This is a genomic window from Spirosoma fluminis, assembly GCF_054778895.1.
Genome location: NZ_BAAGZD010000003.1, coordinates 463147 through 487507, shown reverse-complemented (window position 1 = coordinate 487507; position 24361 = coordinate 463147). Strand labels below are relative to the sequence as shown.

The following is a 24361-nucleotide window of genomic DNA, read 5'->3' as shown; positions in this document are numbered from 1 at the left end:
TTACGTAGTCATCTTCTGGCATTGATAGTTGCCCTATTCCGTTCACAATACGAGCTTCCAATACCCACGATTGACAAGTAATGACGGTTCTTAAAAAGTGGCCGTTAGTTTAAGCTGGTACGTACGAGGAATAGGAACATTACCGAAGTCGACGGCTCGAATCAAATCGTTGTTTCCTCCCGCATTCGTTTCGGGATCGAAACCCGTGTACTTGTCCCACGAATAGAGGTTGCGGCCAATCAGCGATACGTTCAATCGGCTAATGGTTTTCACAAACTGGGGTAACGTGTACGACAGGGCTACTTCGCGGAGCTTCGTATAGGAACCCGGATCAATGCGGAATTCCTGGGTATTGTAAACGCCAAAGATATAGCCGCGAGCTAGTTCACCCCGCAGTTCCTTCTCTGCGTAATCGCCCAGACCAACACCCTGCCGGGTACGTTTATCGGCATTGAAGACATCAACTCCCTGCACCGCATCGAGTAATACGTGCAGATTCAGCTTCTTATACGATAAGTTCGTGCTAAAGGAGCCCGTCCACTTGGGGTTCGGATTACCAATAATCATGTTGGCCAACGGTTTGCTTACGTCAACTTTTCCATCGGCGGTGCGGGCGGGTACGAAATCAATAGTGCCTGTATTGGCAGCCACAGCACGTTCTGATTGTGGAAATCCTGAGGGAGACGGAATTAGTGCTCCATTCGGACCTTTTGCGTAGCCGGTACCAAAGAACACGCCAACCGGCTGGTTAACCAGTAACCGAACCGGCGCACCCGTTACCCCTTCAGCACCTACATCAATGACCGTCAGACCGCCAAGGTCGGTGACTTTGTTGCGGTTTTGGTTATAAATGACGGTGAAGTCCCAATTAAAATCGTTCGTCTTAACTGGATTTGCGTCGAGCATAATTTCGAAACCTGTGTTTTGCATCGCGCCAACATTGTTGAAAATGTTGGTGCCGCCCGTCGTTGGTGCCAGCGTTCGGTTGACCAGCAGGTTACTGATTTTCTGCTGATAAGCCGTAACACTCAGGCCAATACGTCCGTTGAGGAATCCCATGTCAATACCGCCTTCCAGTTCTCCCATGCGTTCGGGTTGCACGTCAGGGTTGGCCAGGAGTGTACCCGGCGTTACCGTATTCCGACCTAAGAATCCGACTGGGTTGAACTGGTAAAAACGGCCATACGTAGGCAGGTTAGCCAGGTTGCCGGCTTCGCCGTAACTGGCTCGAAGTTTCAGGCTGTTAAACACCTGGCCAAACGTAGCGGCTTTCCAGAAGTCTAAATCGGACACGATCAACGAACCACTTACTTTGGGATAATACTGGTTGGTTTGCGAAGGCGAGAACTTCGTCGATTGATCGCGCCGGATCGCACCAGTGATAAACGCCAGATTGCGGTAGCCTACTGTAGCCTGTGCGAATAATCCGCTTAAGCCGAACCGATCCAGGCCGTACCCCAAATTATACGTCGTGTTGCTGGCTCCGCTCACCGTTTCGATGAATGGCGAGAGGTTCTGTCCGCTGGCGGTTGCATAATCGGACTGATAATATTGATAACTATAGCCAGCTACGGCATTCAGTTTGAGGTTTTCGCCAAACTGCTTCAGGTACGATACATTCAGATCGTTGTTGAACTGCACCACCTGGTTGGTCGCGTTGGCGGCAAAGCCTTGCGGATACCGGGCGGCTGGCAAACCGGCCACTGCCTGATACGGATAAGGCCGGATGTAGTTTTTACCGAACTGCGAGTAAGCATCAACCCCGGCGATGTAATCGACTGATAACCCTTTAGCAGGGGTTAAATTCAATTGGACGCTGCTGATAGTACGGCTTACCTGCTGCGAAAACTTCATGTCTTCGATGGTCGACAGCGGATTTATCCGCGTTGGTTCGACCGCTAACAGGTTACCAGCCGCATCGCGTTTTGTAATATCGTAGATGTTATTGGTGATGTTAACCGAGTTGATGGGGCTGTAGAATACGTTCCCGTTTGCTTTCTCGTTCGAGAAGCTGTTCGCGTAACTTAAGCCCACGGTCACCTTCGCCCAGTTGGTCAGCCGCTGGTCGACACGCGCACGCAGGCTGTAGCGAGTAAAGTCAGTGCCTTTAATGATGCCCTGGTTGTTGAGATAACCCGCCGATACGTAGTACTGCGTGTTGTCATTCCCGCCCGTAACCGACAGGTTGTTATCGGTACCCGTACCGGTCCGGAAAATCTGGTCGAAGTAGTTGTAGCGCGTTACGTCAACCAGGTTCGTAGCTAGTGGCGTATATGTACCATCCCGATAGATGTCTGTCGTAGTAACTCCCGGATTCGCGGTGAGCTGAGCGGGTGTGATGCCACTTATGGTATACAACCGAAAGCCTGGGAAACCAAATTGCTTGCCATACATATTAACGGGCACACCTTTACGTAGCTCATTTACATTAAACGATGTAGAAAACGATACCTGTGGTCGACCGCTCTGTCCACGTTTCGTCGTAATAATCACTACTCCGTTGGCGGCCCGCGATCCGTACTGAGCAGCCGCAGCCGCGCCGTTAATTACATTCAGGCTGGCAATATCGTCGGGGTTAAGGTCGGATAAGCGGTTTTGACCCGGATTGGCCGTACCAATATCATTAACCAGTGCAAGCTGCGATACGTTGGTACTGGCATTGCTGACAATCACACCGTCGACAATGTAAAGCGGGTCCGATGAGCCCGCCAGTGACTTAATACCCCGCAGTCGAATGGTAATGCCACCCGCTGGATCGCCGGAGTTTTGGGTAATCTGCGCGCCCGGTACTTTGCCCTGCAACGAATTAATCAGGTTGCCGGAGCCTGAATTTTGCAGGTCCTGCGCTTTGATGGTGCTTATGGCATTACCCAGTTCGCGTTTGGGCGCTGATAGGGTAGAGCCTGTCACCACCACCTCGTCGAGATTTGTCGCGGATGCGGTTAAGGTTGCGTTGCTGGTGATTTGCTCCGCGTTGCCGAGCGTCAAATTCTGGCGTACACTTTCGTAGCCAATTGCCGAAATGACCAGTGTAATTGGGCCGGGTTTGATTGTGGCCGCAAGCGAGTAATTTCCTTCGGCATCAGAAGCGGTACCAATCGTCGTACCGGCAACCAATACGGTAGCGCCGGGTAAGGCCTGCCCATCGTTATCAATGATGCGCCCTTTAATTGTATATCGATTCCCTTGCGCAAAGCTGTTCGCGCAAAGCAAAAGGGCCAGCCAAAGCATCCAGAATGAGCGAATACGATGACCCACAGAGGAGTAATTGTTGATCATAGGAAGTACTAAGTAAATTGTAAGACAATAAGTAATTGATGCAAGGTTGAAAGATAGCACAAATTGCTGTTGAATCGACTGGTTCGGCTCGTTTATCTGTGGTGCCTGAATATGCTGTTTTTTAGTAAATTTGAATCTTAGATAAGTTCTATATTTTATGACAAAACGTACTTCATCAACGTATCTGTTGACTATAACAAGTCTGGTTCTGTTGTTAATAAGTGATCAGTTAGCAGTAGCCCAAACCAAACAACGATACGCCAATCTTCAGGAGGCCCTTTTCTCGGCCGGTCAGCTTAACGGCTCCAATGGACCACGTAGCGTGAACTGGATTGAGGGAGGCAACAAATTTTCGTTCATCGACGGACAAAGCACCATTAAATCGCTTACCCCAAAAGATCAGAAAGAAGAGCTTGTTTTCGATGGGAGTCAGCTCAAATTTCCTGGCACCGACAAGGCGTTTGCCTACGGCTCATTTCAATGGTCTAAAGATTCCAGAAACATTCTGTTTCAAAGTAATTTTCGACCGGTATACCGGCGTTCGGGGGTGTCGGATTACTACGTGTATTCGGTAGCCAACAAGAGCCTGAAGCTGGTCGCGAAGGATGCACAGACGGCTGAATTGTCGCCCGACGGATCAAAAGTCGGTTACGAGCGGGCAGGAGACTTATTTGTGTTCGACTTTACTACCCAAAAAGAAACGCAGTTGACGAACGACGCTAAACCGGCGTTCTATAACGGCCGTTTCGGCTGGGCGTACGAAGAAGAGTTCGGTTTAGCGCAGGCCTGGGAGTGGTCGCCCGACAGCAAGTTTATCGCCTTCTGGCAATCGGACGAGCGGCAGGTACCCATCTACAAGTTAACGGACTATAAAGGCTTCGACGAGAAATATGATTCGTTGCCGTACCCGCGCGTTGGCGATCAAAACCCAACCGTTCGCATCGGTACCATTGAAATTGCAAACCGGAACAAGCAATGGATGAAGGTTGAACTCGGTCGCAATGGCGAACCGGATGGCTACATTCCGCGCATTTACTGGACAACGCAGGAAGGCCAGCTGGCTGTCGTTCACCTCAACCGGAAGCAGAATCACCTTCGCCTGTTCATGACAAACGCCCGTACCGGAGAGGCCCGACAAATTATGGAAGAGAAATCGAATACCTGGATTGATGTATTCGATTTCTTCGCCGGGATTAACCATTTGCTGTACTTTCCGGCAGGAACTCAGGAGTTCTACTGGGTGTCGGACCGGGACGGGTATGCACATCTGTATCGGTACGATTATTCGGGTAAACTGCTCAATGCCGTGACCAGTGGCAAGTGGGAAGTAACGTACGTTCACCACATCGACCCCAAAGCGAAAAAGGTATATTTCACGTCCACAGAAGTGTCCCCTATGGAACGACACCTGTTTGTGGCTGACCTCGACGGTAAGAACAAGCGTCGGCTGACGACTGTACCGGGGCGGCATACGGTTAACTTCTCGCCCAATGGCCAGTATTTTATTGATCGCTATTCGAACGTTCAAACGCCCACGCAGGTAGAGCTACGTGATACAAAAGGGCAGCTGATTAAGGCGCTGGATACTAATCAGAAGGTAAAAGAATACGTGGCTGGTCACGACTATTCGCCAAAAGAGCTTACGAGCTTCACTACGTCGGATGGTCAGGCGATTGACATTTCGATTATCAAGCCGTTTGGTTTTGACCCAACTAAAAAGTACCCGGTTGTAATGGATATTTACGGCGGTCCGGGTGCTCAGTCCGTTTATAACGACTTTGCAACAACGGGCTGGCACCAGTGGCTTGCTCAATCCGGCTACGTTGTTGTGAGCGTTAATAACAGGGGAAGCGGAGGGTATGGCCGTGATTTTGAAAAAATAGTTTACGAAAAGTTGGGTAAATACGAGAGTCGGGATTTTACCGAAGCGGCCGCCTACCTGGCTAAACAGCCTTGGGTCGATGGCAACCGAATGGCGATCCGGGGCCACAGTTACGGCGGTTACACCAGCAGTTACACGATGCTGACCCATCCGGGTGTATTTAAGGTGTCGCTCGTCGGTGCGCCGGTTACGGATTGGCGGCTCTACGATAGCATCTACACCGAACGTTATATGGGCCTGCTACCCGAAAACGAAGAGAAGTATAAGGCTAGCGCCGTCTCCACGTACGCGAAAAATCTGACCGGGAAAATGTTCATCGCGCACTCAACGATGGATGAAAATGTACACGTTCGCAATACGTTTCAGTTGATGAACGCCCTGGAAGACGCCGGTAAGGATGCTGATTTACGGATTTATCCACCCGGCGCGCATGGTGTTTCGTACAACTCGGCCAGTTATGTACTGCTCTATCAACAATACACAACGTATCTGGAAAACTTCTTAAAAGGAAGCCCTATCAACTGATCATTTATCTGCAAAAAGCCCGGACATCCGGGCTTTTTGCAATTGTGCGTTAAGAGGAAAGTCGAATACAATGATTTACAATAGTTGCTTTCTAGGCCTGATATATTTATGGGTTTTTCTATAAATTATAGAACTAATTTTATGTAAAGTGTAAACAACATGATTATGTTGAAGTTTATAACACTCTGAAAGCCTGTTAAACAAGCAGGTATCTCACTTAATTCTCAACACAATGAAAACGTCAAGCGTCATTTTTGCAGCTCTATTTCTGTTTACTGCGACTACAGCCGCTTCAGCACAAGCTGTTCAGCAGGGTAAGCAAGCCAAGAAGGAAATGAAAGCCGAGAAAAAAATGGCTAAAGCTCATGAATACAAAGCAGAGGCTAAAACCGGCAAAGGCGTTGAAATAGCGGGTATCTCCGATCCTAAAACCCGAATGGCTAAAGCGAAGCGAAAAGAAGAAAAAGCCGAGAAAAAAATGATTAAAAGCGATGCGAAAGCCTTAAAGGCAATAGCAAAAAATAAGAAAAAGAAAGCGGACGGAGTCGATTAAATGATAGTCAGCTTCTTCAGTGATAATCCGTTTTGTTAAGAACGGCTACATACAAAAACCGTCTGAAAACTTATATCACTTATACGTTCAGACGGTTTTTGTATAGTAAATCCAGACAAACTAACCATTGCTGAGGGCTCACCGTCGCAACTGCCCACCGATATAATTGGTGTGGTATTGACGTAATAAGGCGTCAAGTTGATACCCGACCCGATAACGCGAGCCAACATTAGCCTCTCCATTATAGGTGTATTCCCACCTAAACTCTTCAGAAGTACGAACTCGGAATCGTTGACTTTGAATTAATCGGCCCGGTGGAATAGGTATGGCAAAATTGAAACCAGCTGTCGAACCCCGTGTTGTCATCGTAGCATAAAGGCCGATCTCCACGGAATAAAATTGACGGATAAAATCAAGCCGCGCTCCCTGATCGCCATAGAGATATTGACCGCCTGACAATTTTAACGTAATGTCGCGCGCTTTAACTCGATACGCTACGTCAGCTAAGAGCATGAATCGTTGTAGGGGCTCGCAATAAATGCCTCGTTTCGGAAAATAATAATCGCCTGTTAAGCTGGTCTCAAGTCCAAAAGACCAGGCGTTTGTTAAGTTAGCCCATCGATACTGGACGTTAAAACCGTATTGGTTGTTGTAAAATAAACCGGCTGAAGTACTCAAAAAATTCCGCTTATCAAGTGCTAAGAATTGATTCAGATATACAGGAGCTGGCCGAATATTCATCGGCTGTGTATCATAATTATTAACTAAAGGAAATAAAACACCCCAGTTTAAAACTAAGCCTTGAAGTAGATACAACTGACTTTGCAGAAGCAGGCTTGTTTTTGATTGCAGCGCGTCTGGTTTATAGCCAAAATTAGCAATGAACTCCGGGTGTATTCTAAAATCAAATTTATACTGGCGTTGACCGAATGGATATACCTTATTTAATTTTGTGCGTTCACGATGAGAAAATAACGTGGTTTTAAAAGGAGATGTAAGGCTGTAAGCCGCAATCGGTACCCCCTGAAAATAAGGAACGTATTCGGTCAGACTCGGCTTATTCAGGGCTTGGCTTAATTCTAGCAGACCAACAGCAGGATTACGGTACAGACGCTGCTCGTAATGAACACGTTGTGTTACGCTATCTACAGTTAGGTTTTCAAAATTTTTGAGCGTACTTGATTGATCTGACTGACAAATTCCATCATGAATACCAATAGTTAATATAATTAAGCAGGAGTGGTAAATAAAGAAAATTCCTTTCTTGAGGGAATATAGTTTACGAAAAATTATTTTGCTGATATAGAGACTAACCATGCCCGCTGCTTAAACTTATTGAGTTAAATGCTCTGGTTTTGATCGTAACCGTTTGGGGAATTGTAATAATGAAACCGCATAGGATGTACCAAAGGTGAGCTGGTCGAAACCACTGATGCCGGCTTGTATTGTCCAATGATTAAATAACGTAATGTAAGCTCCCGCATTAAACTGTCGAGCATCCCATTCAACCATTAATCCCACTTTTTTAGCCAACCGGAAATTTACTCCGCCAAAAAGACCGGACAAATACGGAATCGGGCGATCGTTTTTATTGTGGAGTTTATAATTTGAGAAGATATTAAAATCGTTGCCGTGGTTATCACTACGGTCAAAATAATAAGGGCTCCCAAATCCCGCCGTTACTTCAGCCGTAATTGATTTAATTACTGATACATTCTTAGTAGCTACTACTGAATAGGCAATAAGCGAATTATCGACTCCAAAAGGAGCAGAAGCAATTATAACTACGGAAGGTCTTGATTTATTTTCAAGTAAGACGGCATATTTAACGTCAAGCTGCCGATCGCCTATTCCCCGCGAGTCTAAAGGTATATAGCCATTTATGCGAAATAAGCATACACTTAATTCGAGACGTTTCAGCATAGCCAAGTGCACAAAAAATGTGCTCGATGACCGCTGGCCAGTACAATCTACAATAGGATTGGGGTTATTTAATCTATAGTCGTTACGTATTGGGTTGTAATGATAGCCAATATGAAATGAGCCTTCGGATAATACGCGCGCGGTTGGGATATTGATTAAGCCAGGTTTTCCGGCGATATTTACCTGCGCCATTCCTGAATAGGTTATCAGGTTTAGAAGTAACAATAAATTTTTTGTTACATATTTTTTCATGTATGTAAGTTATTGCGTTGAACTAATAGCTATAAATAAATTTTAAAAATCAGACTTAATATTTGCTGCTCATTTGAAATTAATTATGCCATTATAGTTAGCAATTTTCTATAATAATATATTGAGTCATTTATTATTGGCCACTTCCCTGGGTGTCATTTGAGCTCTGATAAAGTTTAAGGATTAGGTCTTGAGTTGATTTCAACGTTTCATTAAAACTTGCGTTTACTGACTTTATATCTGTGTTACGTGTAATGGTAGCAGATAAATTTTTAAATTCCATTGTAATAACAAGCGCATTATTGTCAATGGCGTGTAATATATGATTTGCTTGTTGATGATTGCTATATAAAGTGTATAGTAGAGCCGTAAGTAAATTATAGTATTGATCATTTAACCGGGACTTCGCGGCCTTCAAAGCATTAGTGTTTGCTGTGAAATTTTGATTTGTACCATCCATTAACGCGGTATATTTAGCTGAAATTCGATTCAATTCATCTTGAAATTCTTTAGCTATTTTAATCTTTTCTTGGTCGTAAGCTGAATCGATTCTACTAATCTGTTCGGCCCTTGATTTCTCAAATTCCTGCGCTTTTGACGTAAGTAACTTATTTGCCGTTTGAAGGAGCTCGTTACTGGCAGGACTTACAGCTTTGCTTGGTAGAGCGTTTATAATTGATGTAATCGAGACTGGCTCTGTAATCTCCGGAATACTACGTGGATAAGTTACAGTGGTAGAAGATGCATTAATTTCTTGCCCATTTACGGTTGCTGGTGAGAAGCCGGATAGATAAGCCTGTAAGTCAGGCGTTTTTACCAATTCATTGAATTTTGTTTGTAATGCAGGGGGTAATACACCTTTCAGCGATAAATTGGTTAGTACGTCTGGCGTAAACTTACTAATATACTCAGTAGAAGAAATATTAGTGATCGCCAGTGCGCCGTTCATACTCGCAGCCGCCTGGGTCAGAACAGAAGGTAGATCGCCAGAAGTTGGTAGACTGCTGATTCCTGCATTGAGGGATGCAGACCGAGCAGCTGTGGTTTGTGCAGAGAACGTAACAGCTATCGGCTCCGGGGATGAACGTTGAATTTCGGGGAGTTTAATAGTAATTACTACCTCAAATTTATGAGGTAATAATGGTTCTACATCTGCAGATCTGCAGCCTTGAAGGATGGCCATAGCCACTACGTATAGCAAGATAAAAGCTCTCGTCATTCTGAAAACTTAATATACACTAGCTTATAGTCGACGTACAAAGATGGCTCTGGTAGATGGGCAATTCCTAATATAGCTCGCTAACTAAGGCTACGACCTCCTGATTTATGATTAGGAGGTCGTAAGTTAACACTACCGGAGAGCCCGTCGGATTACTTCTTCAACAGTTAAGTTCGGGTCCGCTTTTAAGGCATCATCCACGCTCTTTTCGGCCGTAGGTTTTGGGAAGCCTAAGGCCACCAGCGCAGCTAACGACTCTTCACGAACAGGATTCGTCGCCTGTTGACGATACGTTGGGCCATCAGGGACGACACCCGCTTTCTTCATCTTATCGCGTAGTTCGAGAATAATGCGTTGGGCCGTTTTTGCTCCAATGCCCTTGATTGCCTGTACGGCCCGAACATTTTCGCCTAAAATAGCCAGGCGTAGGTCACCGGGCTGCATAGCCGAGAGCATACCTAAAGCCGTGTTAGGACCCACGCCTGATACGCCGATCAAATCAAGAAAAAGCGATTTTTCGTCAGCCGCGGCAAAGCCATATAAGGTCTGTGAATCTTCTCGAAATAGGTGGTGGATAAACAGTTTTACCCGGTCGCCCCCACCAGGTAGGGTCGAATACGTCTGGAGTGAAATATGAACAGCATAGCCTACTCCATGTACGTCAATGATCGCGTAGGTAGGCTCTTTATACGATAGCAATCCGTCGAGATAGGCAATCATTTAGGTCGAAAAAAGTCTTGTTAATAAGGTAGTTATAACTAGTAAAGATACGAAAATCCCACGACTTTTTAAGGTGAGTCGTGGGATGTAGAAGGGTTTGCAAACGGGTTTTTGAACGCTACCCAACAATCAATTTTTGGCCGGGCCGAAGGGCATTGCCCCGAATATTATTCATTTTTTTCAACCGGTCAATGGTTAGACCGTCGTAACGCTGGGCGATATTCCAGAGTGTATCTCCATTCTGAACGCGATGATAGCGGGGTTTATACCGCTTAGTTTTCGTTATGCTTTCAGCCTTCTTCTCAGCTTTCGGGCTTCCCTGATCGGCCAGCCGTTCGGTACGGGTTTCGGCAACTTCTTTCAGAATGACGAGCTTTTGACCTCGTTCAATACGTGACGAACGAATGTGATTCCAGCGTTTGAGATCATACAGCTCTACGTTGAACCGATCCGCAATATCGCCCAGATTATCACCCCGTTTTACAACATAGGTCTGTTTGCGGGGCTTTCGGGAGACAACCGTCTCTATATCATCCTGTAGCACATTGGCTGGCTCCGCAATAGCAAGCTGGCTGGCCACCCGTGCCTGTTTGTCGACGCCTTTTGTTGAGGCTACTACTTCGGTAGGAGTCTCTTCTAACGTAATACGGGCTAACGGATTCTTACCTAAATCTTCCCAAATGTCGACCGAATCATTGCTGTACCGAATGTCTTCGGCATGCGCTAACAGAATGTGGGGCATAGCCACCGGCAGACGGCTTGCCGAGTCCATGATAGCCCGCCGACGACTCGCGAAATACGGAAATTGTTCGCGCGGCACTCGTAGCGGATAGCGATTGGTATATTCTGGTAAGATCGTTGTTGTTACGGCTGGATTCATTTTCTGAAGATCCGCCAACGGCATGGTACTATGCTTGGCAAATGTTTCCAGATTGAAATAGCCCGTGACCTGAATGGTATCGTGCGGGATGGGGTATTCGTAGTTCTCCGCAAAAATACCGTGATCATTAGCGTAATGCATCAAATACGTAAATGCCACAAACTGCGGTACGTACCCACGTGTTTCTTTAGGCAGGGCATCGTAAATTGTATAGAAGGAATCGCCACCCGATCGGCGCATGGCGCGCTTAACGGCACCTGGTCCACAATTATAAGCAGCCATCGCTAATTCCCAGTCGCCGAAAATGTTGTAAAGGTCCCGAAGGTACTTACAGGCCGCTTCGGTCGCTTTAACCGGATCCATGCGTTCATCGATGTAATCGTCCTGATAGAGTCGCATGTCTCGGCCCGTGCCCGGCATAAACTGCCACAGTCCACCTGCGCCAGCATGGGAAATGGCTCGTGGGTTCAATGCCGACTCAACAATGGAAAGAAACTTAAGCTCTTCGGGTAGGCCATATTGAGCAAACATCTTTTCATACAGAGGAAAGAAGAGCGGGATCCGCTCCAGCATCAGCTTGGTCGAACTGGCTTTCCGGAAGGTGAAATAGTCGACATAAGCCTGAACGGCCTTATGGTAATTGAGCGGAATGGTTTTTTGTAGTTTCGTCAACCGCTCACGTAACAGGCTATCGTTGACGGTGGGAACGATAGCTACAGTGTCTTTTTTGACGATGGTACTGTCTGTTACGCCCGAATCAGCTTGCCTGGTCACAGGCGATTGAAACGTAGTCCCGGCGTAGCTGGCTGTTGCCAGACCTAGCACCGCACTCATAAAGCCCACTCCCAACAGGCTACGATTCAAGTATTTCATGTAGTTTTGGTTAGGTTTATGTTACGTAAATTGAGCGACGATTAAGTCACAAAATTCCTTTTGTTACGTTCTGCCTGACAGCTTTGCTGGTTGGTGCCAGAACCACCGTTTATAGTTGTTTGGCCAGTGCCACCAGCGAACCTTCGGCAAATGGCGGGGCCATAAATTGCAGGCCGATTGGCAGACCGTTGGCGTCAAGACCATTCGGAATCGATATGGCTGGATACCCGATCACGTTAGCCTGAACCGTGAAAATATCGGCCAGGTACATTTGCAGCGGATCATCCATCTTTTCGCCGAGTTGAAAAGCGGGGGTAGGGGTGGCTGGCGATAGTAAGAAGTCATATTGCTCAAAAACCCGTTCCGTTTCTTGCCGAATCAGCCGACGTACCTGCTGCGCTTTTGTGTAATAAGCGTCGTAGTAACTGGCGCTCAGCGCAAACGTACCCAGCAAAATTCGCCGACGTACTTCCGGGCCAAAGCCCTCCGTGCGACTGCGCTTGTACAACGATAAAAGGGCGTTTGCTGATGTATCGGCCAGCGGTTTACTTCGGTACCCGTACCGTACACCGTCGAAGCGGGACAGGTTTGAGGAAGCTTCTGCCGTAGTCAGAATATAGTACGTTGGCAACAAGTAGTTCAGTAGTGAAAAATCAACCGGCTCCACAACATGACCGGCTGACCGCAAGTCGTCAATCTTCTGTTGGGTTGCCTGGCGGATGCTGGCATCGATGGCCTCGCTTTCTACGCCATCGCGCAGATACGCAATGCGAAGCGGGCGTTCGGGTAACTGAGCTTGCGTATACGCACCAACAGGCAGGCTTGATACCGTACTGTCGAAATCGTCGGCACCTGCCATTATCTCAAGCAGCAGTGCAGCATCTTCGGCTGTGTTCGTAATCGGACCAATGCAGTCAAAGGAAGATGCATAAGCGATCAAGCCCCAGCGGCTGATTCGTCCATAGGTAGGCTTTAAGCCAACCACTCCGCAGAAGGCTGCCGGCTGGCGTACCGAACCGCCAGTGTCGGAGCCAATACTGGCCAGGCACAGACCTGCCTGAACCGCCACCGCCGAACCACCGCTCGATCCGCCCGGTACACGAGTAGGATCGGCCGCGTTACGTACGGGACCAAACGCTGAGGTTTCGTTCGACGAGCCCATCGCGAACTCGTCGCAGTTCTGCCGACCGATGATAACGACATCTTCGTCGAGCAGCCGCTGAATGGCTGTAGCGGTAAATTGAGCCGTAAAATTGTCGAGGATTCGGCTGCCCGCCCGAATACCATGACCGGCATAACACAGTACGTCTTTTATGCCGATAACCATGCCCGCCAATCGGCCCGCCGTTTTGTTCGCCAGCTTTTGATCAACAAAAGCGGCCTGTTGACGGGCCTCGTCGGCGTAGACTTCGGTGAAGACATTCAGGTGTTGGTACTCCGCGATTCTAGTCAAATATTGCTCTACTAACTGGAGACACGTAATGGAGCCGCTTTGCAGATCAGCCTGAACAGCAGAAAAGGTACGGTGTAAAGTCACAAGAGGAGGGTTACTAATTACAAATTCATGCTTACTTCCTGCCAGTTCAAGACCTTAAAAGCCCTGAACTGGCAAAGCTGGATCAAAAGAAACAGACAACCAGGCAGCCTGTGATAAAGCTACCTAATTGTCTGCTTATGATCAAACTCGATTATTTACCTGGCTCTTTCAGACCTTCTTCGATATTCTCACGAACGTCCTTCGTGGCATCTTTGAATTCTTTGATGCCTTTACCAAGGCCGCGTGCTAGTTCAGGGATCTTCTTAGCGCCGAACAACAGGAGCAGTGCTAAGAAAATGAACACCATTTCCTGACCGCCCAAACCCATAATTGCGAAAATGCTTGCCGAAATCATGATTCTTAGGATTTGAATATATGCAAATTTATAAAACTCTCGCGTAGTACCCTATAAAAACAGGGTTAAAGTTATTCTACTTTATTTCTAGACCTTCAAATCGCATCAGAACGATATTCGCTTGAGGAACATGGACTTTAGCCGCGCAGACAAAAGGTCTAAACAAAAAGCAGCCGTACTAGCCGATCTTAATCGTTTGTCGGCGTGGGGCCTCCTCCTGCGAGGTCGAATTGGACTGTTCCCACAACCGAAATTTTTCAATGTCATCTTTAATGCCGCTGAACAACCAAAGCATTAACGCAATATCATCCGTCAAGCCGACAATTGGCAGGAAATCAGGCAGTATATCGATTGGCGATACGAAATAGATTAATACCGCAATGACCCGAATCAAAGTTTTCCAGGGCAGTTGACGATAGTCGCCCGAAGCGTAGGCTTTCAGCAGGCGGGTCACAACGCCCAGCTGTTCCCGGAAGACCGCGATGTTTTTGCCCGACAAACCGCCACTTTTATCGAGCGCTTCCCGGATTAAGGTGTATAAGCTTCGCGTGTTACGAGCGTAGCGGACGGCACCGATATTGGCTCGTTTAAAAAAGATGGAGGTTAGGACTCGCGTCAGTATACTCTTATTTGCCATTGACGTTTAAGGATCATCTGACTAATCTGTCTGAATTGCCAGGTGAATGGTTAGTTACTTTCCCTATAACAAAAAAAATCTCTGAATAGTCCATAAACTGATCTTGGAGACCGGAAGTTTATTCAGCTTGCCATTGGTTTGTCTTAAACTCCGACCGTACTTTTGCGCTCGCTTGTTAACCTTTTAATTTCGAATACGCTATGAAAGTAACCGTAGTAGGTGCGGGGGCCGTTGGAGCCACCTGCGCCGATAACATCGCCCGCCGTGAACTCGCTCATGAAGTTGTGTTATTAGACATCAAAGAAGGCATCAGCGAAGGCAAATCGCTTGATATGCTTCAGGCGTCAACACTACTCGATTGCGACATCAAACTGACGGGCTCTACTAATAACTACGAAAAAACTGCGGGTTCAGATGTAGTGGTTGTTACATCGGGTTTGCCCCGTAAGCCCGGTATGACGCGCGAAGAGCTGATCGGTATCAACGCGGGTATCGTAAAAGGCGTTACCGAAAATATCCTGAAATACTCGCCCGACGCCATTTTTGTCATTATTTCTAACCCGATGGATACAATGACGTACCTGGCGCTGAAATCGTCGGGTTTGCCAAAAAATCGGGTGATTGGTTTAGGTGGAGCGCTGGATTCGGCTCGCTTCAAAACCTATCTGTCGCTGGCCATGAACTGCTCGCCCAATGATATTCAGGCGAGTGTGATTGGCGGACACGGCGATACGACGATGATTCCGTTGACTCGTCTGGCCACCAAAGGCGGTGTACCCGTTAGCCAGTTCCTGGACGAAGACACCCTGAAAAAAGTAGCGGCTGACACAATGGTCGGTGGCGCGACGCTGACGAGCCTGATCGGTACCTCGGCCTGGTATGCACCGGGAGCGGCTGGAGCTTACATGGTTGAAAGCATCCTGCGTGATCAGAAGCGCGTGATCCCGTCCTGCGTTCTGCTTGAGGGTGAATATGGCCAATCCGATATCTGCCTGGGTGTTCCGGTGGTGCTGGGACGTAACGGCTGGGAAGAAATCATCGATTACAAACTGAACGACGAAGAGCAGGCTGCGTTTGCGAAGTCTGCCGATGCCGTTCGGAACATGAACAACGTATTGAGCACGTTGAACATAGGCGTGTAAATACGTAGTTGATAGTAGCCGTATATAACAAAAGCCCTGCTGATCCACAGCAGGGCTTTTGTTATGGAAAAATAGGTGTTTAAATAAACACCTGGAACTGGAGCACAAACTGGCCGCGTCGCCCGGCTGCATTGATTTGCTGAACGTTCCCATCTACTGTTGCCCCCGTTTGGTAGTACGGCCGGTTCTGATAATCGAGGGTTATCTTCGTGTTGTTTCCGCGAATGAGCCAGTTGACTCCAAGGTTATAGATGCCTAAGGTTCCATTGATACGTTGATAATCTGCAATCTGGGCTTGTGCGTACGGCATTAATGTGCCGTTTCCATTGCCAAACAAATCTTGCCGCAGCAGATACCCCAATTGGCTATACACTACGTTACCGCTACCAAACATTGGGAATGCATTCCCCTGCGTCCCGCCAACACCGGCCGGGGCTGATGCAATCCCCGTTGCGGGGTTCATGATGCCGTTAAAGCGCAGGTAGTTCTTGCCGTAATCGGTATGAAAATACCCCAGATACGCATTTACTGCCGTACCCTTTTGTCTATTCAGCGGCATGTCGAGGAACGCGGCAACCGACCACAGGTTCAGAGCTCCGTAGACCGTATCGGGAGCCGTTGTGGTGCCTTCACGGTGCCACATAGCGTTATTTTGATGAATGAAGCCAGTTTCCAGATTAAGAATTTTCTTTTTGCCGAGGTACGTACCAGTCATATAACCCGGAGTTTGGTGCGACTCCTTATCAAAGAGTTGATAGAGAAGTAGCCCCTGAAACTGCTTCTGATGCCCTTTCTGAGCGAATGATGAGTACTGACTAAAAGCCGCTGGAACTGCTCCATTGGTTTGAACCGGAAACGGATCGCTCATGGCAAAGCGGTAATCAATCGGCCCAATTTGCCCACGGACGTACAAGCTCAGCTTACGGGCGAACTCATCCGTTTGGTCTACCGTTGCCTGCGCGAACACCGGTACGTCCATACTCACAATGGTGCTAACGCTGGGCTGACTAAACCGGGATAGACCATTTACGACGGTCAGGCCATAGCCGATCTTCAGGTAATCTTTGTTTTTGAAGACCAGGTATTCCGCTACCGCGTCGTGGAAGAATGCCTGCACTTTCCGGTTGGGTGGCGCTGTCGTAGAGCCGTAGGCCGGGTAGGCATTCAGAAAGTTGAAATTGTTCAGACCAAACTGAAAGTACACCAGAACCCGGTCGTTTAGCTGACCAAACAACTGAATACGCGTTCGACGAAGCCCAATGTCGAGGGTCTGTTCTTTTGCCGTGTTCGCCACCGTAGTGCCGGGGTTGCTGTTGTTAAGCCGTAACCACGACTGATTCAGGAGCGTAACCTTAAAGAAGTGGCTGCCTGACGCATTAAGGTTATACTTTAATTCATTTTTGTCGGTTCTGGCCGTGTCGGTAATTGTAGATGGGGGAGTAGTAGTGCCAGGTGCCTGTTGCTTTTGTTCAGTTGTAGGAGCCAGTGTGTCGGCTGGTAACGTAGTAATGGGTTGCTGGGCTACGGCTAGGCCACTACATGATAAAAAAAATGCCGCTACTAGTCGGTTCATAACTGATTACATAGGGAAGAAATGAAAACGCACGACCAAAAGTAGACCGTGCGTTTCCTGACTTACTTAGAAATTGCTTAGAATACCTGCAGCAGGTCGTTAAAAGTTGTGACCAGTGCCAGTTCAGTTGGGTTTACCGCCAGTCACAATCGGCAGAAAGCCAGTCCTGACCCGGATCAATAGGAGCACCATCGGGGGGCGCCAGGGTTGACGGGGTTACAGACCGATCGGGATCGGAGCGGTACTGCTCAATTAACCACCGGTGGTAGTCATACCGATACGTGGCGAACGTTTTTGAGTTCGTGTAGTAGGCCTGCAAACGCATGATGGCTTCGTGCGTTGCCGCCCGTACACTACCATCCGCATCTTTATTGGTGGCCAGGCGAATGAGCTGATCAAGCAGTAACCGCTCGGTTTGGCGGGCAATTTCTCCTCGGTACGTTTCCTGATTTATGAAAGACGATTTAACGACCGCGTCACGTAAGCGATCCAGTACATCATTGAGTCCTGGCAATGTAGAGTCAACGGCTTTTTGGCGTATTAAGCGAGCACATCGTTCAGGGTTCAGCAGCAACCGTAAAGTCATGCTCACAGCCGCTTCTGGTGGCCCTAAGGGGTCGAAGGTCATACCCGTATGCCGTTTGAAAACCTCGCGGGGATTGGGTTCATAGCGGAAGGGACGGGGCGGAATCAGGCTCAGGAGCTTTTCAGGTACGGCTAGTATTTGTGCATCGAGGGTCTGCAACAAGGTGGCCAGAGCTTTTTCCTGTTCAGCCGCCGGAACGGTCTGTAACACTTGCTGTCCATCCCCACGTAGTGCGTTGGTATACGCCTGGCCACCGACGACTTTTGCGGTTGCTTCAACCTGATACCGGTGGAACATATACATCGGCACGAACACTTCTTCCAGCGTAGCCATTGGCATCCCCGACGGAATCTTTTTATCCGTGAAATTGGCTAGTGCAATGCGCCGAACGGTCATTACGCGCTTTAGTTCGTCTACGGCATTGGCCCCATTATCCCAGAGGTGGGTGGCCGGGTGCGATGAGCCTTCGGGACGGGCATCCTGATCGGTCAGGAACGACAGCCCGGCCGCGTGCATCTGGTTGATGATTTTAGTAAGCTCCTGCTTCTCGTCCGCCCCGGCCGGGAACTGTTCATAACCGTACCGGATACTCCACTTATCATAAGCGCCGATACCTTTGGCGTAGGCGTCCGATAGGTCGATGGAGGCCCCCTTAATCTTGGCGACCATCGTCGGATAATCCATGACCGACGCGCGACCGAACTGATCGGGCTGCCCGCCTTGCGTACTGGCTAGGTAATTATGCGGTAGGCCCAGTGTGTGACCAACTTCGTGCGCAGCCAGTTGGCGCAGTCGATCCAGCGACATCGTCATCAGTTCGTTGACATGGGCCGAATCGCTCGTATCAAAATTGCCGATTAGCCCTTGAGCGATCAGGTAATCCTGCCGGACACGTAATGAACCTAACGTAACCTTTCCTTTTATGATCTCGCCGGTACGTGGATCGATGATACTGGCTCCGTAGCTCCAGCCCCGCGTCGACCGGTGAACCCACTGGATAAGATTATAACGGACGTCCATCGGATCGGCGTCAGGCGGCAGGAGCTTAACCTGAAAGGCGTTCCGGTAGCCAGCGGCTTCGAAAGCCTGGTTCCACCAGCTGGTGCCTTCTAGCAGCGCCGACCGAATGGGTTCGGGCGTACCAGGATCGAGGTAATAAATGATCGGCTTTACCGCTTCACTGACGGCTGCATTAGGCTCTTTCTTTTCCAGTCGGTGCCGGGAAATGTAGCGTTTGGTAATGGGCTGGCTGACGGGTGTTGCATAATCGAAGAACTCAATGCCACCATAGCCGATACGTGGGTCAAAGGCGCGGGGTTTGTAACCGGCATCGGGCAGCTGCACGAACGAATGGTGCTGGTGCATGGTCACAGCTGCTGGCGTTGGCACCACATCCCGGAGGTAGGGACCGGCGTTTTCGCCCGTAAGCGTAATGATGGTCTCGAATTCAGTATTCTGCGGGAAACTTTTGGTACGCGGCAGGTACATAGCACTGCGCGACAGATCAAATTTGTAACTGCCCTGCTTAGTCTGAGAAATGGCCTGGGCGGCCCCAACGGCGTCCTGCATCAGAAACGGCGTCAGGTCGACAAGTACTCGACCATTCTCTTCGGCAGCAACCTCAAATCCGGCATGTACCGACCTGGCAAACGACTCCTCAACCGCCCGTCGTTCGAGCGGATCGCTGCTGATAGCCCGATACGCGTAGTTCGGTTCAATCAGCAATATTTTAGGGCCGCTCCGTTGAAACTTGACGATATGCTCCTGGCCGAGTCGGCCGCGATCCAGGCCAATGTCGTTGGAGCCGACGCCCTGAGCGAGAGTAGGGTAGTAGAGAAGCTCCGTGTCGAATTTGTCGATCTCCAGCCAGATTTTGCCTTTCTTGGCATCCCAGTAATAGGTGAGAAAGCCAGGGTAACGCTCCATGTTGGCCGTAAAACCCGTGATGTTGACAGGAGCGGTGGTACTAGGTTGGGCGTTTGCCGTGAAAGAGGCTGGTAGAACGAAGCAAAGAAGAGAGAGTAAGCGTTTAATCATCTTGAGCGAGGTCGTATTTCCCCGCTCAAGATAAAAGAAAAGCAAGACAATCTAACGCAGGCGATCGGACCCCCGCACTAGCTTCTCATCCCGGCGAATAAACCGATTAGCTAATGCGTTAAACAATAAGGCTGCAATGACAGCGTAGAAGCCTAACAGAAAATTACCCTGATCGGCCGGATTGCCGAATTCCTTACCCGCGTACAGGGTTCGGTATAATATGATCCCCATGATGGCCGTGAGCATTAAGGCGTTTACGGCGCACAGCGCGGTCTGGGTCAGCCGGTTCCGGTATTGAAAAATTGCGTACACCGATGATAAGGCCACTAGAGCCAGGAGTAAGCCCAGGTACCATACCGACGTAATCATCGTCATAGGGGCTTGTTGAGCCGGAATGCCTGCCTGTTGCGGAACAGTTTGTTGTTGCGTGTATTGCAGCGCCGTTAGTTGTGCTAGTTCGGTAGGTTGAGTGCCGGTCTTCTCCCAGAGTGGATTAGCCAGCGCAACGCCCATAGCGACAGCGATAAGAAACAAAAAAATAGTTTGAACGCGTTGAATCATTGGAATAAATGAAAGATGTGTAATTGGCCGCAGATCATCGACCGCCAAACGACAGTACGTCGCATCGCTTGTCCATTATGCATTGTCCGGAGGCAAAATTAGCCCAAAACCGATAGATTATGAAAGCAGACGTCCGATTGGTCCTTACGGCCGATGGCTCACATACCGCCGTTAATCAAACACTCGATAAAACGTACCATTCGATCCACGGAGCGTATCAGGAATCACAGCGCGTGTATATCGAACTGGGCCTGCTGGCCGCGTTCGAGAAATTTGAGGATCAGCCGTTGCGCGTTTTTGAAATGGGATTCGGCACGGGCCTGAACGCCTTACTGACTGCACGCGAAGCCGAAAAACACCAGCGGCCCGTTCATTACGTAGCCGTCGACGCTTATCCAATGCCCACCGCCGACGCCCGGCAACTTAACTATGACGCATTGCTCGGTACGGATTACTTGTCGAAACTGCACGAATCCCCCTGGAACGTACCCGTCGAAATCAATTCATATATGACCCTGACCAAACTGGAAAGCAGTTTACAGGAACTTCGACTCGCTGAGCAGTTTGATCTGATCTATTTTGATGCCTTTGCGCCAACGGCGCAGCCTGAGCTTTGGGAGGAACCGGTTTTTGGGCAAATGGCAAACTTATTGCTTCCTGAAGGTATACTGACCACGTACTGCTCAAAGAGCTACGTACAACGTAACATGCGGGCGGCTGGCCTAACGGTTGAGAAACATCCTGGTCCTCCGCATAAGCGGGATGTAATCCGGGCCGTACGTTGAACTGAGGGATAAACCACATTTTAGCGCTCTCGGCTTAATTTTAGTGAAGACTGTACGTTATAAACGAAACAACTGCATCGGTAACCTCAACTGCGTATGAACCGTCTGATTCTCTTCTTCGCTGCTTTTGTGATCGTCACAATCAGCGCATTCCGTACAACGCTGCCAACGGAATCACTTGTGAAGGCTCCCACCGAAACTAAACGTATCAATTGGTTAACGGTTCAGCAAGCGTACGCCCTGACTCAGAAGAAACCTAAGAAATTCGTTATCGATGTATATACAGATTGGTGTGGGTGGTGCAAGGTGATGGATCGCGAAACGTTCTCCAAACCGGCAATCGTCGACTACGTCAACGAGAACTATTACGCCGTACGGCTTAATGCTGAACAGCCAGGTGACATTACGTTGGGGAAACAAACGTTTAAATACATGAGCAGCGCCAACGGGCGGGGCGTTCAGGAACTGGCCGCTGCACTCATGAAAAACCAGTTGAGTTACCCAACTACGGTGTTCATGGACGAAAAATTTAACTTGATTCAACCCATTCCGGGTTATCTCGAACCGCGTACGTTCCACCAGATCATCACGTATTTCGGGAACGATTATCACCAGAAAGAGCCCTTCGATCAATACAAATCGGGTACGTATACCAAGCAATTTCAGGCCGCTCTGAAATCCAGTAAGTAACGTAACAGGAGGCCCACGCGGGCCGGACAGACTCACCAGTGAAAACGGGCTAATCGTTTTATGCTGGCAAGTCCGTCCGGCCCGCGTTATTCGTTCGTATAAATGCAAGAAGATAAGTAGTTTTGTAGCCTTCATTTACCCCAACTGGTACAAGTACATGAATCAACAACTAATTTTTCTGTCGGCAATTGCTGTGTCGGTAAGCCTCACGGCTGCCACCCCGCCGAAGAAAACAACCGGTGACCCCATAAGCCGGTCACGGCCAAGCGCTCGCCTGAAAGCTGACCCGCGTAAGTTCATCGACCCGCAAAACATGGATATGTCGGTAAAGCCGGGCGATAACTTCTATCAATACGCAAACGGGAACTGGCTTCGTCAGAACGCAATACCCGCGTCGAAAACGTCATGGGGTAGCTTCAACGAGCTCCGCGACAAAAGTCTGGACGCCATGAAATCGTTGCTGGAAGATGCGTCAAAAAGCGCGACGAAAGGTCGTTTGTACCAAATGGTTGGCGACTACTACGTCAGCGGTATGGACAGCGTAACCATCGAGAAGCGAGGCTTCGATCCAATCAAACCCGAACTGGCCCGAATCGAGAAGGTCAATAACAAGCCCGCATTTCTGGACGAGTTAGCGTACCAGCGTTCACAGGGCAACGGTATGCTGTTTGGCTTCTTCGTCGCGCAGGATCGCAAAAACGTAAGCAAGTATCTGCCTCAGCTCAGTCAGGGAGGCACTACGTTGCCTGACCGTGATTATTACCTGAAAAATGATGCGCGTAGTCAGAAAATTCGGGAAGCGTACCGCGATCACCTGACCAAGATGTTTGCCCTGATCGGTGAAGAGCCTTCGCAGGCTTCTCAGGATGCCGACGTAATCATGCGGGTTGAAACGGCACTGGCTAAAGCGCAGATGGCCCGTGTTGAACTGCGCGATCCGTATAAAACCTATAATAAGTTAACAGTTGCTAATTTCAGTCAGCAAACTCCCGGCATCAACTGGGCGGATCAACTGACCAAATACGGCGCTAAAGGCCAGGATACGGTATTAGTCCAAAGCCCTACGTTTTTCCGCTCGTTGGATAGCTTAGTTGCGGCTACCCCCATTGAAGACCTGCGCACATTTATGCGCTGGAATATTCTCAAAGGATCGGCCCCGTACTTAAGTGATGCATTTGTTAAGCAGAACTTTGCCTTCTCGAAAGTACTCACTGGCCAGAAGGAGCAGACACCACGCTGGCAACGTATCAGCGGACTGATCGACGGATCGTTAGGCGACCTGCTGGGACAGCTATACGTTCAGCGCTATTTCAAACCTGAAGCTAAACAGCGTATGTTAACGCTGGTTGATAATCTCGAAGCGTCGTACAAAGAACACATCAAAAACCTGGACTGGATGAGTGAGGATACGAAAAAACGTGCCTTAACAAAACTTACCTCGTTCAAACGGAAGATCGGCTACCCGGATAAGTGGAAAAACTACGAAGGTGTCACCATTGCCCGGAATGATTTCTACGGAAACGTTAAGTCAGCCAGCAAATGGCAGTACAACTACATGATCAATCGCCTAGGTAAGCCGGTCGACCGGACGGAGTGGGGCATGACACCTCCGACGGTAAATGCCTATTACAATCCCGTAAACAACGAGATCGCGTTTCCGGCAGCTATTCTACAGTTCCCGTTCTTTGACTTCAACGCCGATGATGCCGTTAACTACGGTGGTATTGGTGCAGTTATCGGTCACGAAATGACGCACGGCTTCGACGATTCGGGCCGCCAGTACGATGCCGATGGTACGTTACGGGACTGGTGGACGAAGTCCGATGCTGATAATTTCAAGAAGCGGGCCGATCAGGTGAAAGAGCAGTTCTTCGGCTTCAAGGTACTTGATTCCATTAAGGTCAATGGCCAACTAACACTGGGCGAAAACTTAGCTGATTTAGGTGGATTAGCTATAGCTTATGATGCATTTAAGAAGACCGCGCAAGGTAAAGCCAATGCGAAAAAAGGCATGATTGACGGTTTCACACCCGATCAACGTTTCTTTTTGTCCTGGGCACAGATATGGCGGATCAACGTATTGCCCGAAACGCAGGCGCAGTTGATAATGACCGATCCACACGCACCGGGCCTCTATCGGTGTAATGGACCTCTGTCTAATATAAATGCCTGGTATCAAGCCTTTACCATTCAACCCGGTGATAAAATGTACAAGAAGCCGGAAGACCGCATAAAAGTTTGGTAATACAGATGTATCAAATGTTTAGAAGAGCCCTATCCACTACGTAGATAGGGCTCTTCTAGTTTATGGAGCTAATTTTAGTAGATTGCCCATTCAACCTGAACACTGAT

18 protein-coding genes are annotated in these 24361 nt (G+C 48.7%); 6 read left to right on the top strand and 12 right to left on the bottom strand.

All coding sequences use genetic code 11. The features are described 5' to 3' along the window. Positions 1 to 90 precede the first annotated feature (90 nt). Complete coding sequence (locus ACYVBJ_RS04020; protein ID WP_460981001.1) at positions 91 to 3279, bottom strand: SusC/RagA family TonB-linked outer membrane protein; 3189 nt, start codon at positions 3277 to 3279, stop codon at positions 91 to 93. A 157-nt stretch (positions 3280 to 3436) separates the two neighbouring features. Here ACYVBJ_RS04020 and ACYVBJ_RS04015 point away from each other — a divergent pair, with 157 nt between their 5' ends. Then, complete coding sequence (locus ACYVBJ_RS04015; RefSeq protein ID WP_460981000.1) at positions 3437 to 5686, top strand: S9 family peptidase; 2250 nt, start codon at positions 3437 to 3439, stop codon at positions 5684 to 5686. 232 nt (positions 5687 to 5918) lie between these two features. Beyond that, positions 5919 to 6239: a hypothetical protein gene (locus ACYVBJ_RS04010; protein ID WP_460980999.1), complete on the top strand. Its 321-nt coding sequence runs from the start codon at positions 5919 to 5921 to the stop codon at positions 6237 to 6239. Positions 6240 to 6377: 138 nt separating this feature from the next. Here the strand turns inward: ACYVBJ_RS04010 and ACYVBJ_RS04005 are convergent, their stop codons facing one another. The 8 genes from ACYVBJ_RS04005 to ACYVBJ_RS03970 all read right to left on the bottom strand — a co-directional run bounded on the left by ACYVBJ_RS04005 (position 6378) and on the right by ACYVBJ_RS03970 (position 14635). Continuing rightward, the gene (locus ACYVBJ_RS04005; RefSeq protein ID WP_460980998.1) at positions 6378 to 7556 is read right to left on the bottom strand and encodes a YjbH domain-containing protein; all 1179 of its coding nucleotides are present in this window, start codon (positions 7554 to 7556) and stop codon (positions 6378 to 6380) included. 15 nt (positions 7557 to 7571) lie between these two features. Continuing rightward, complete coding sequence (locus ACYVBJ_RS04000) at positions 7572 to 8414, bottom strand: YjbH domain-containing protein (protein ID WP_460980997.1); 843 nt, start codon at positions 8412 to 8414, stop codon at positions 7572 to 7574. Positions 8415 to 8547: 133 nt separating this feature from the next. Then, positions 8548 to 9597 carry a hypothetical protein gene (locus ACYVBJ_RS03995; RefSeq protein ID WP_460980996.1) on the bottom strand — a complete coding sequence of 350 codons (1050 nt, stop codon included), beginning with the start codon at positions 9595 to 9597 and terminating at the stop codon, positions 8548 to 8550. A 168-nt stretch (positions 9598 to 9765) separates the two neighbouring features. Next, on the bottom strand, positions 9766 to 10353 hold the full coding sequence (gene ruvA, locus ACYVBJ_RS03990; RefSeq protein ID WP_460974337.1) for a Holliday junction branch migration protein RuvA: 588 nt from the start codon (positions 10351 to 10353) through the stop codon (positions 9766 to 9768). A 118-nt stretch (positions 10354 to 10471) separates the two neighbouring features. Then, on the bottom strand, positions 10472 to 12106 hold the full coding sequence (locus ACYVBJ_RS03985) for a lytic transglycosylase domain-containing protein (RefSeq protein ID WP_460980995.1): 1635 nt from the start codon (positions 12104 to 12106) through the stop codon (positions 10472 to 10474). A gap of 109 nt (positions 12107 to 12215) precedes the next feature. After that, positions 12216 to 13643 (bottom strand): Asp-tRNA(Asn)/Glu-tRNA(Gln) amidotransferase subunit GatA, encoded by a 1428-nt coding sequence (gene gatA, locus ACYVBJ_RS03980; RefSeq protein ID WP_460980994.1) that lies wholly within the window; start codon positions 13641 to 13643, stop codon positions 12216 to 12218. 151 nt (positions 13644 to 13794) lie between these two features. Further along, positions 13795 to 13998, bottom strand: a complete 204-nt coding sequence (locus ACYVBJ_RS03975) for a Sec-independent protein translocase subunit TatA/TatB (RefSeq protein ID WP_460974340.1) — start codon at positions 13996 to 13998, stop codon at positions 13795 to 13797. A 178-nt stretch (positions 13999 to 14176) separates the two neighbouring features. After that, positions 14177 to 14635, bottom strand: a complete 459-nt coding sequence (locus tag ACYVBJ_RS03970; protein ID WP_460980993.1) for a YkvA family protein — start codon at positions 14633 to 14635, stop codon at positions 14177 to 14179. 200 nt (positions 14636 to 14835) lie between these two features. Between ACYVBJ_RS03970 and mdh the strand changes: the two genes are divergently transcribed. Beyond that, complete coding sequence (gene mdh / locus ACYVBJ_RS03965) at positions 14836 to 15777, top strand: malate dehydrogenase (RefSeq protein WP_460980992.1); 942 nt, start codon at positions 14836 to 14838, stop codon at positions 15775 to 15777. A 79-nt stretch (positions 15778 to 15856) separates the two neighbouring features. Here mdh and ACYVBJ_RS03960 read toward each other — a convergent pair whose 3' ends face one another. The 3 genes from ACYVBJ_RS03960 to ACYVBJ_RS03950 all read right to left on the bottom strand — a co-directional run bounded on the left by ACYVBJ_RS03960 (position 15857) and on the right by ACYVBJ_RS03950 (position 20534). Further along, complete coding sequence (locus ACYVBJ_RS03960; RefSeq protein WP_460980991.1) at positions 15857 to 17350, bottom strand: hypothetical protein; 1494 nt, start codon at positions 17348 to 17350, stop codon at positions 15857 to 15859. 133 nt (positions 17351 to 17483) lie between these two features. Next, positions 17484 to 19973 (bottom strand): zinc-dependent metalloprotease, encoded by a 2490-nt coding sequence (locus ACYVBJ_RS03955; protein ID WP_460980990.1) that lies wholly within the window; start codon positions 19971 to 19973, stop codon positions 17484 to 17486. 51 nt (positions 19974 to 20024) lie between these two features. Then, positions 20025 to 20534, bottom strand: coding sequence for a DUF4293 domain-containing protein (locus tag ACYVBJ_RS03950; protein ID WP_460980989.1), 510 nt, complete (start codon positions 20532 to 20534; stop codon positions 20025 to 20027). A gap of 119 nt (positions 20535 to 20653) precedes the next feature. Here ACYVBJ_RS03950 and mnmC2 point away from each other — a divergent pair, with 119 nt between their 5' ends. The 3 genes from mnmC2 to ACYVBJ_RS03935 all read left to right on the top strand — a co-directional run bounded on the left by mnmC2 (position 20654) and on the right by ACYVBJ_RS03935 (position 24254). Further along, the gene (gene mnmC2, locus ACYVBJ_RS03945; RefSeq protein WP_460980988.1) at positions 20654 to 21319 is read left to right on the top strand and encodes a tRNA (5-methylaminomethyl-2-thiouridine)(34)-methyltransferase MnmC2; all 666 of its coding nucleotides are present in this window, start codon (positions 20654 to 20656) and stop codon (positions 21317 to 21319) included. 96 nt (positions 21320 to 21415) lie between these two features. Further along, positions 21416 to 22009 (top strand): thioredoxin family protein, encoded by a 594-nt coding sequence (locus ACYVBJ_RS03940; RefSeq protein WP_460980987.1) that lies wholly within the window; start codon positions 21416 to 21418, stop codon positions 22007 to 22009. A 157-nt stretch (positions 22010 to 22166) separates the two neighbouring features. Next, complete coding sequence (locus tag ACYVBJ_RS03935) at positions 22167 to 24254, top strand: M13 family metallopeptidase (protein WP_460980986.1); 2088 nt, start codon at positions 22167 to 22169, stop codon at positions 24252 to 24254. Positions 24255 to 24361 lie beyond the last annotated feature (107 nt).

Coding starts and splice junctions, on each gene's coding strand:
- ACYVBJ_RS04020 (WP_460981001.1), bottom strand. CDS start 3,279: ATGATCAACAATTACTCCTCTGTGGGTCATCGTATTCGCTCATTCTGG.
- ACYVBJ_RS04015 (WP_460981000.1), top strand. CDS start 3,437: ATGACAAAACGTACTTCATCAACGTATCTGTTGACTATAACAAGTCTG.
- ACYVBJ_RS04010 (WP_460980999.1), top strand. CDS start 5,919: ATGAAAACGTCAAGCGTCATTTTTGCAGCTCTATTTCTGTTTACTGCG.
- ACYVBJ_RS04005 (WP_460980998.1), bottom strand. CDS start 7,556: ATGGTTAGTCTCTATATCAGCAAAATAATTTTTCGTAAACTATATTCC.
- ACYVBJ_RS04000 (WP_460980997.1), bottom strand. CDS start 8,414: ATGAAAAAATATGTAACAAAAAATTTATTGTTACTTCTAAACCTGATA.
- ACYVBJ_RS03995 (WP_460980996.1), bottom strand. CDS start 9,597: ATGGCCATCCTTCAAGGCTGCAGATCTGCAGATGTAGAACCATTATTA.
- ruvA (WP_460974337.1), bottom strand. CDS start 10,353: ATGATTGCCTATCTCGACGGATTGCTATCGTATAAAGAGCCTACCTAC.
- ACYVBJ_RS03985 (WP_460980995.1), bottom strand. CDS start 12,106: ATGAAATACTTGAATCGTAGCCTGTTGGGAGTGGGCTTTATGAGTGCG.
- ACYVBJ_RS03975 (WP_460974340.1), bottom strand. CDS start 13,998: ATGATTTCGGCAAGCATTTTCGCAATTATGGGTTTGGGCGGTCAGGAA.
- ACYVBJ_RS03970 (WP_460980993.1), bottom strand. CDS start 14,635: ATGGCAAATAAGAGTATACTGACGCGAGTCCTAACCTCCATCTTTTTT.
- mdh (WP_460980992.1), top strand. CDS start 14,836: ATGAAAGTAACCGTAGTAGGTGCGGGGGCCGTTGGAGCCACCTGCGCC.
- ACYVBJ_RS03960 (WP_460980991.1), bottom strand. CDS start 17,350: ATGAACCGACTAGTAGCGGCATTTTTTTTATCATGTAGTGGCCTAGCC.
- ACYVBJ_RS03955 (WP_460980990.1), bottom strand. CDS start 19,973: ATGATTAAACGCTTACTCTCTCTTCTTTGCTTCGTTCTACCAGCCTCT.
- ACYVBJ_RS03950 (WP_460980989.1), bottom strand. CDS start 20,534: ATGATTCAACGCGTTCAAACTATTTTTTTGTTTCTTATCGCTGTCGCT.
- mnmC2 (WP_460980988.1), top strand. CDS start 20,654: ATGAAAGCAGACGTCCGATTGGTCCTTACGGCCGATGGCTCACATACC.
- ACYVBJ_RS03940 (WP_460980987.1), top strand. CDS start 21,416: ATGAACCGTCTGATTCTCTTCTTCGCTGCTTTTGTGATCGTCACAATC.
- ACYVBJ_RS03935 (WP_460980986.1), top strand. CDS start 22,167: ATGAATCAACAACTAATTTTTCTGTCGGCAATTGCTGTGTCGGTAAGC.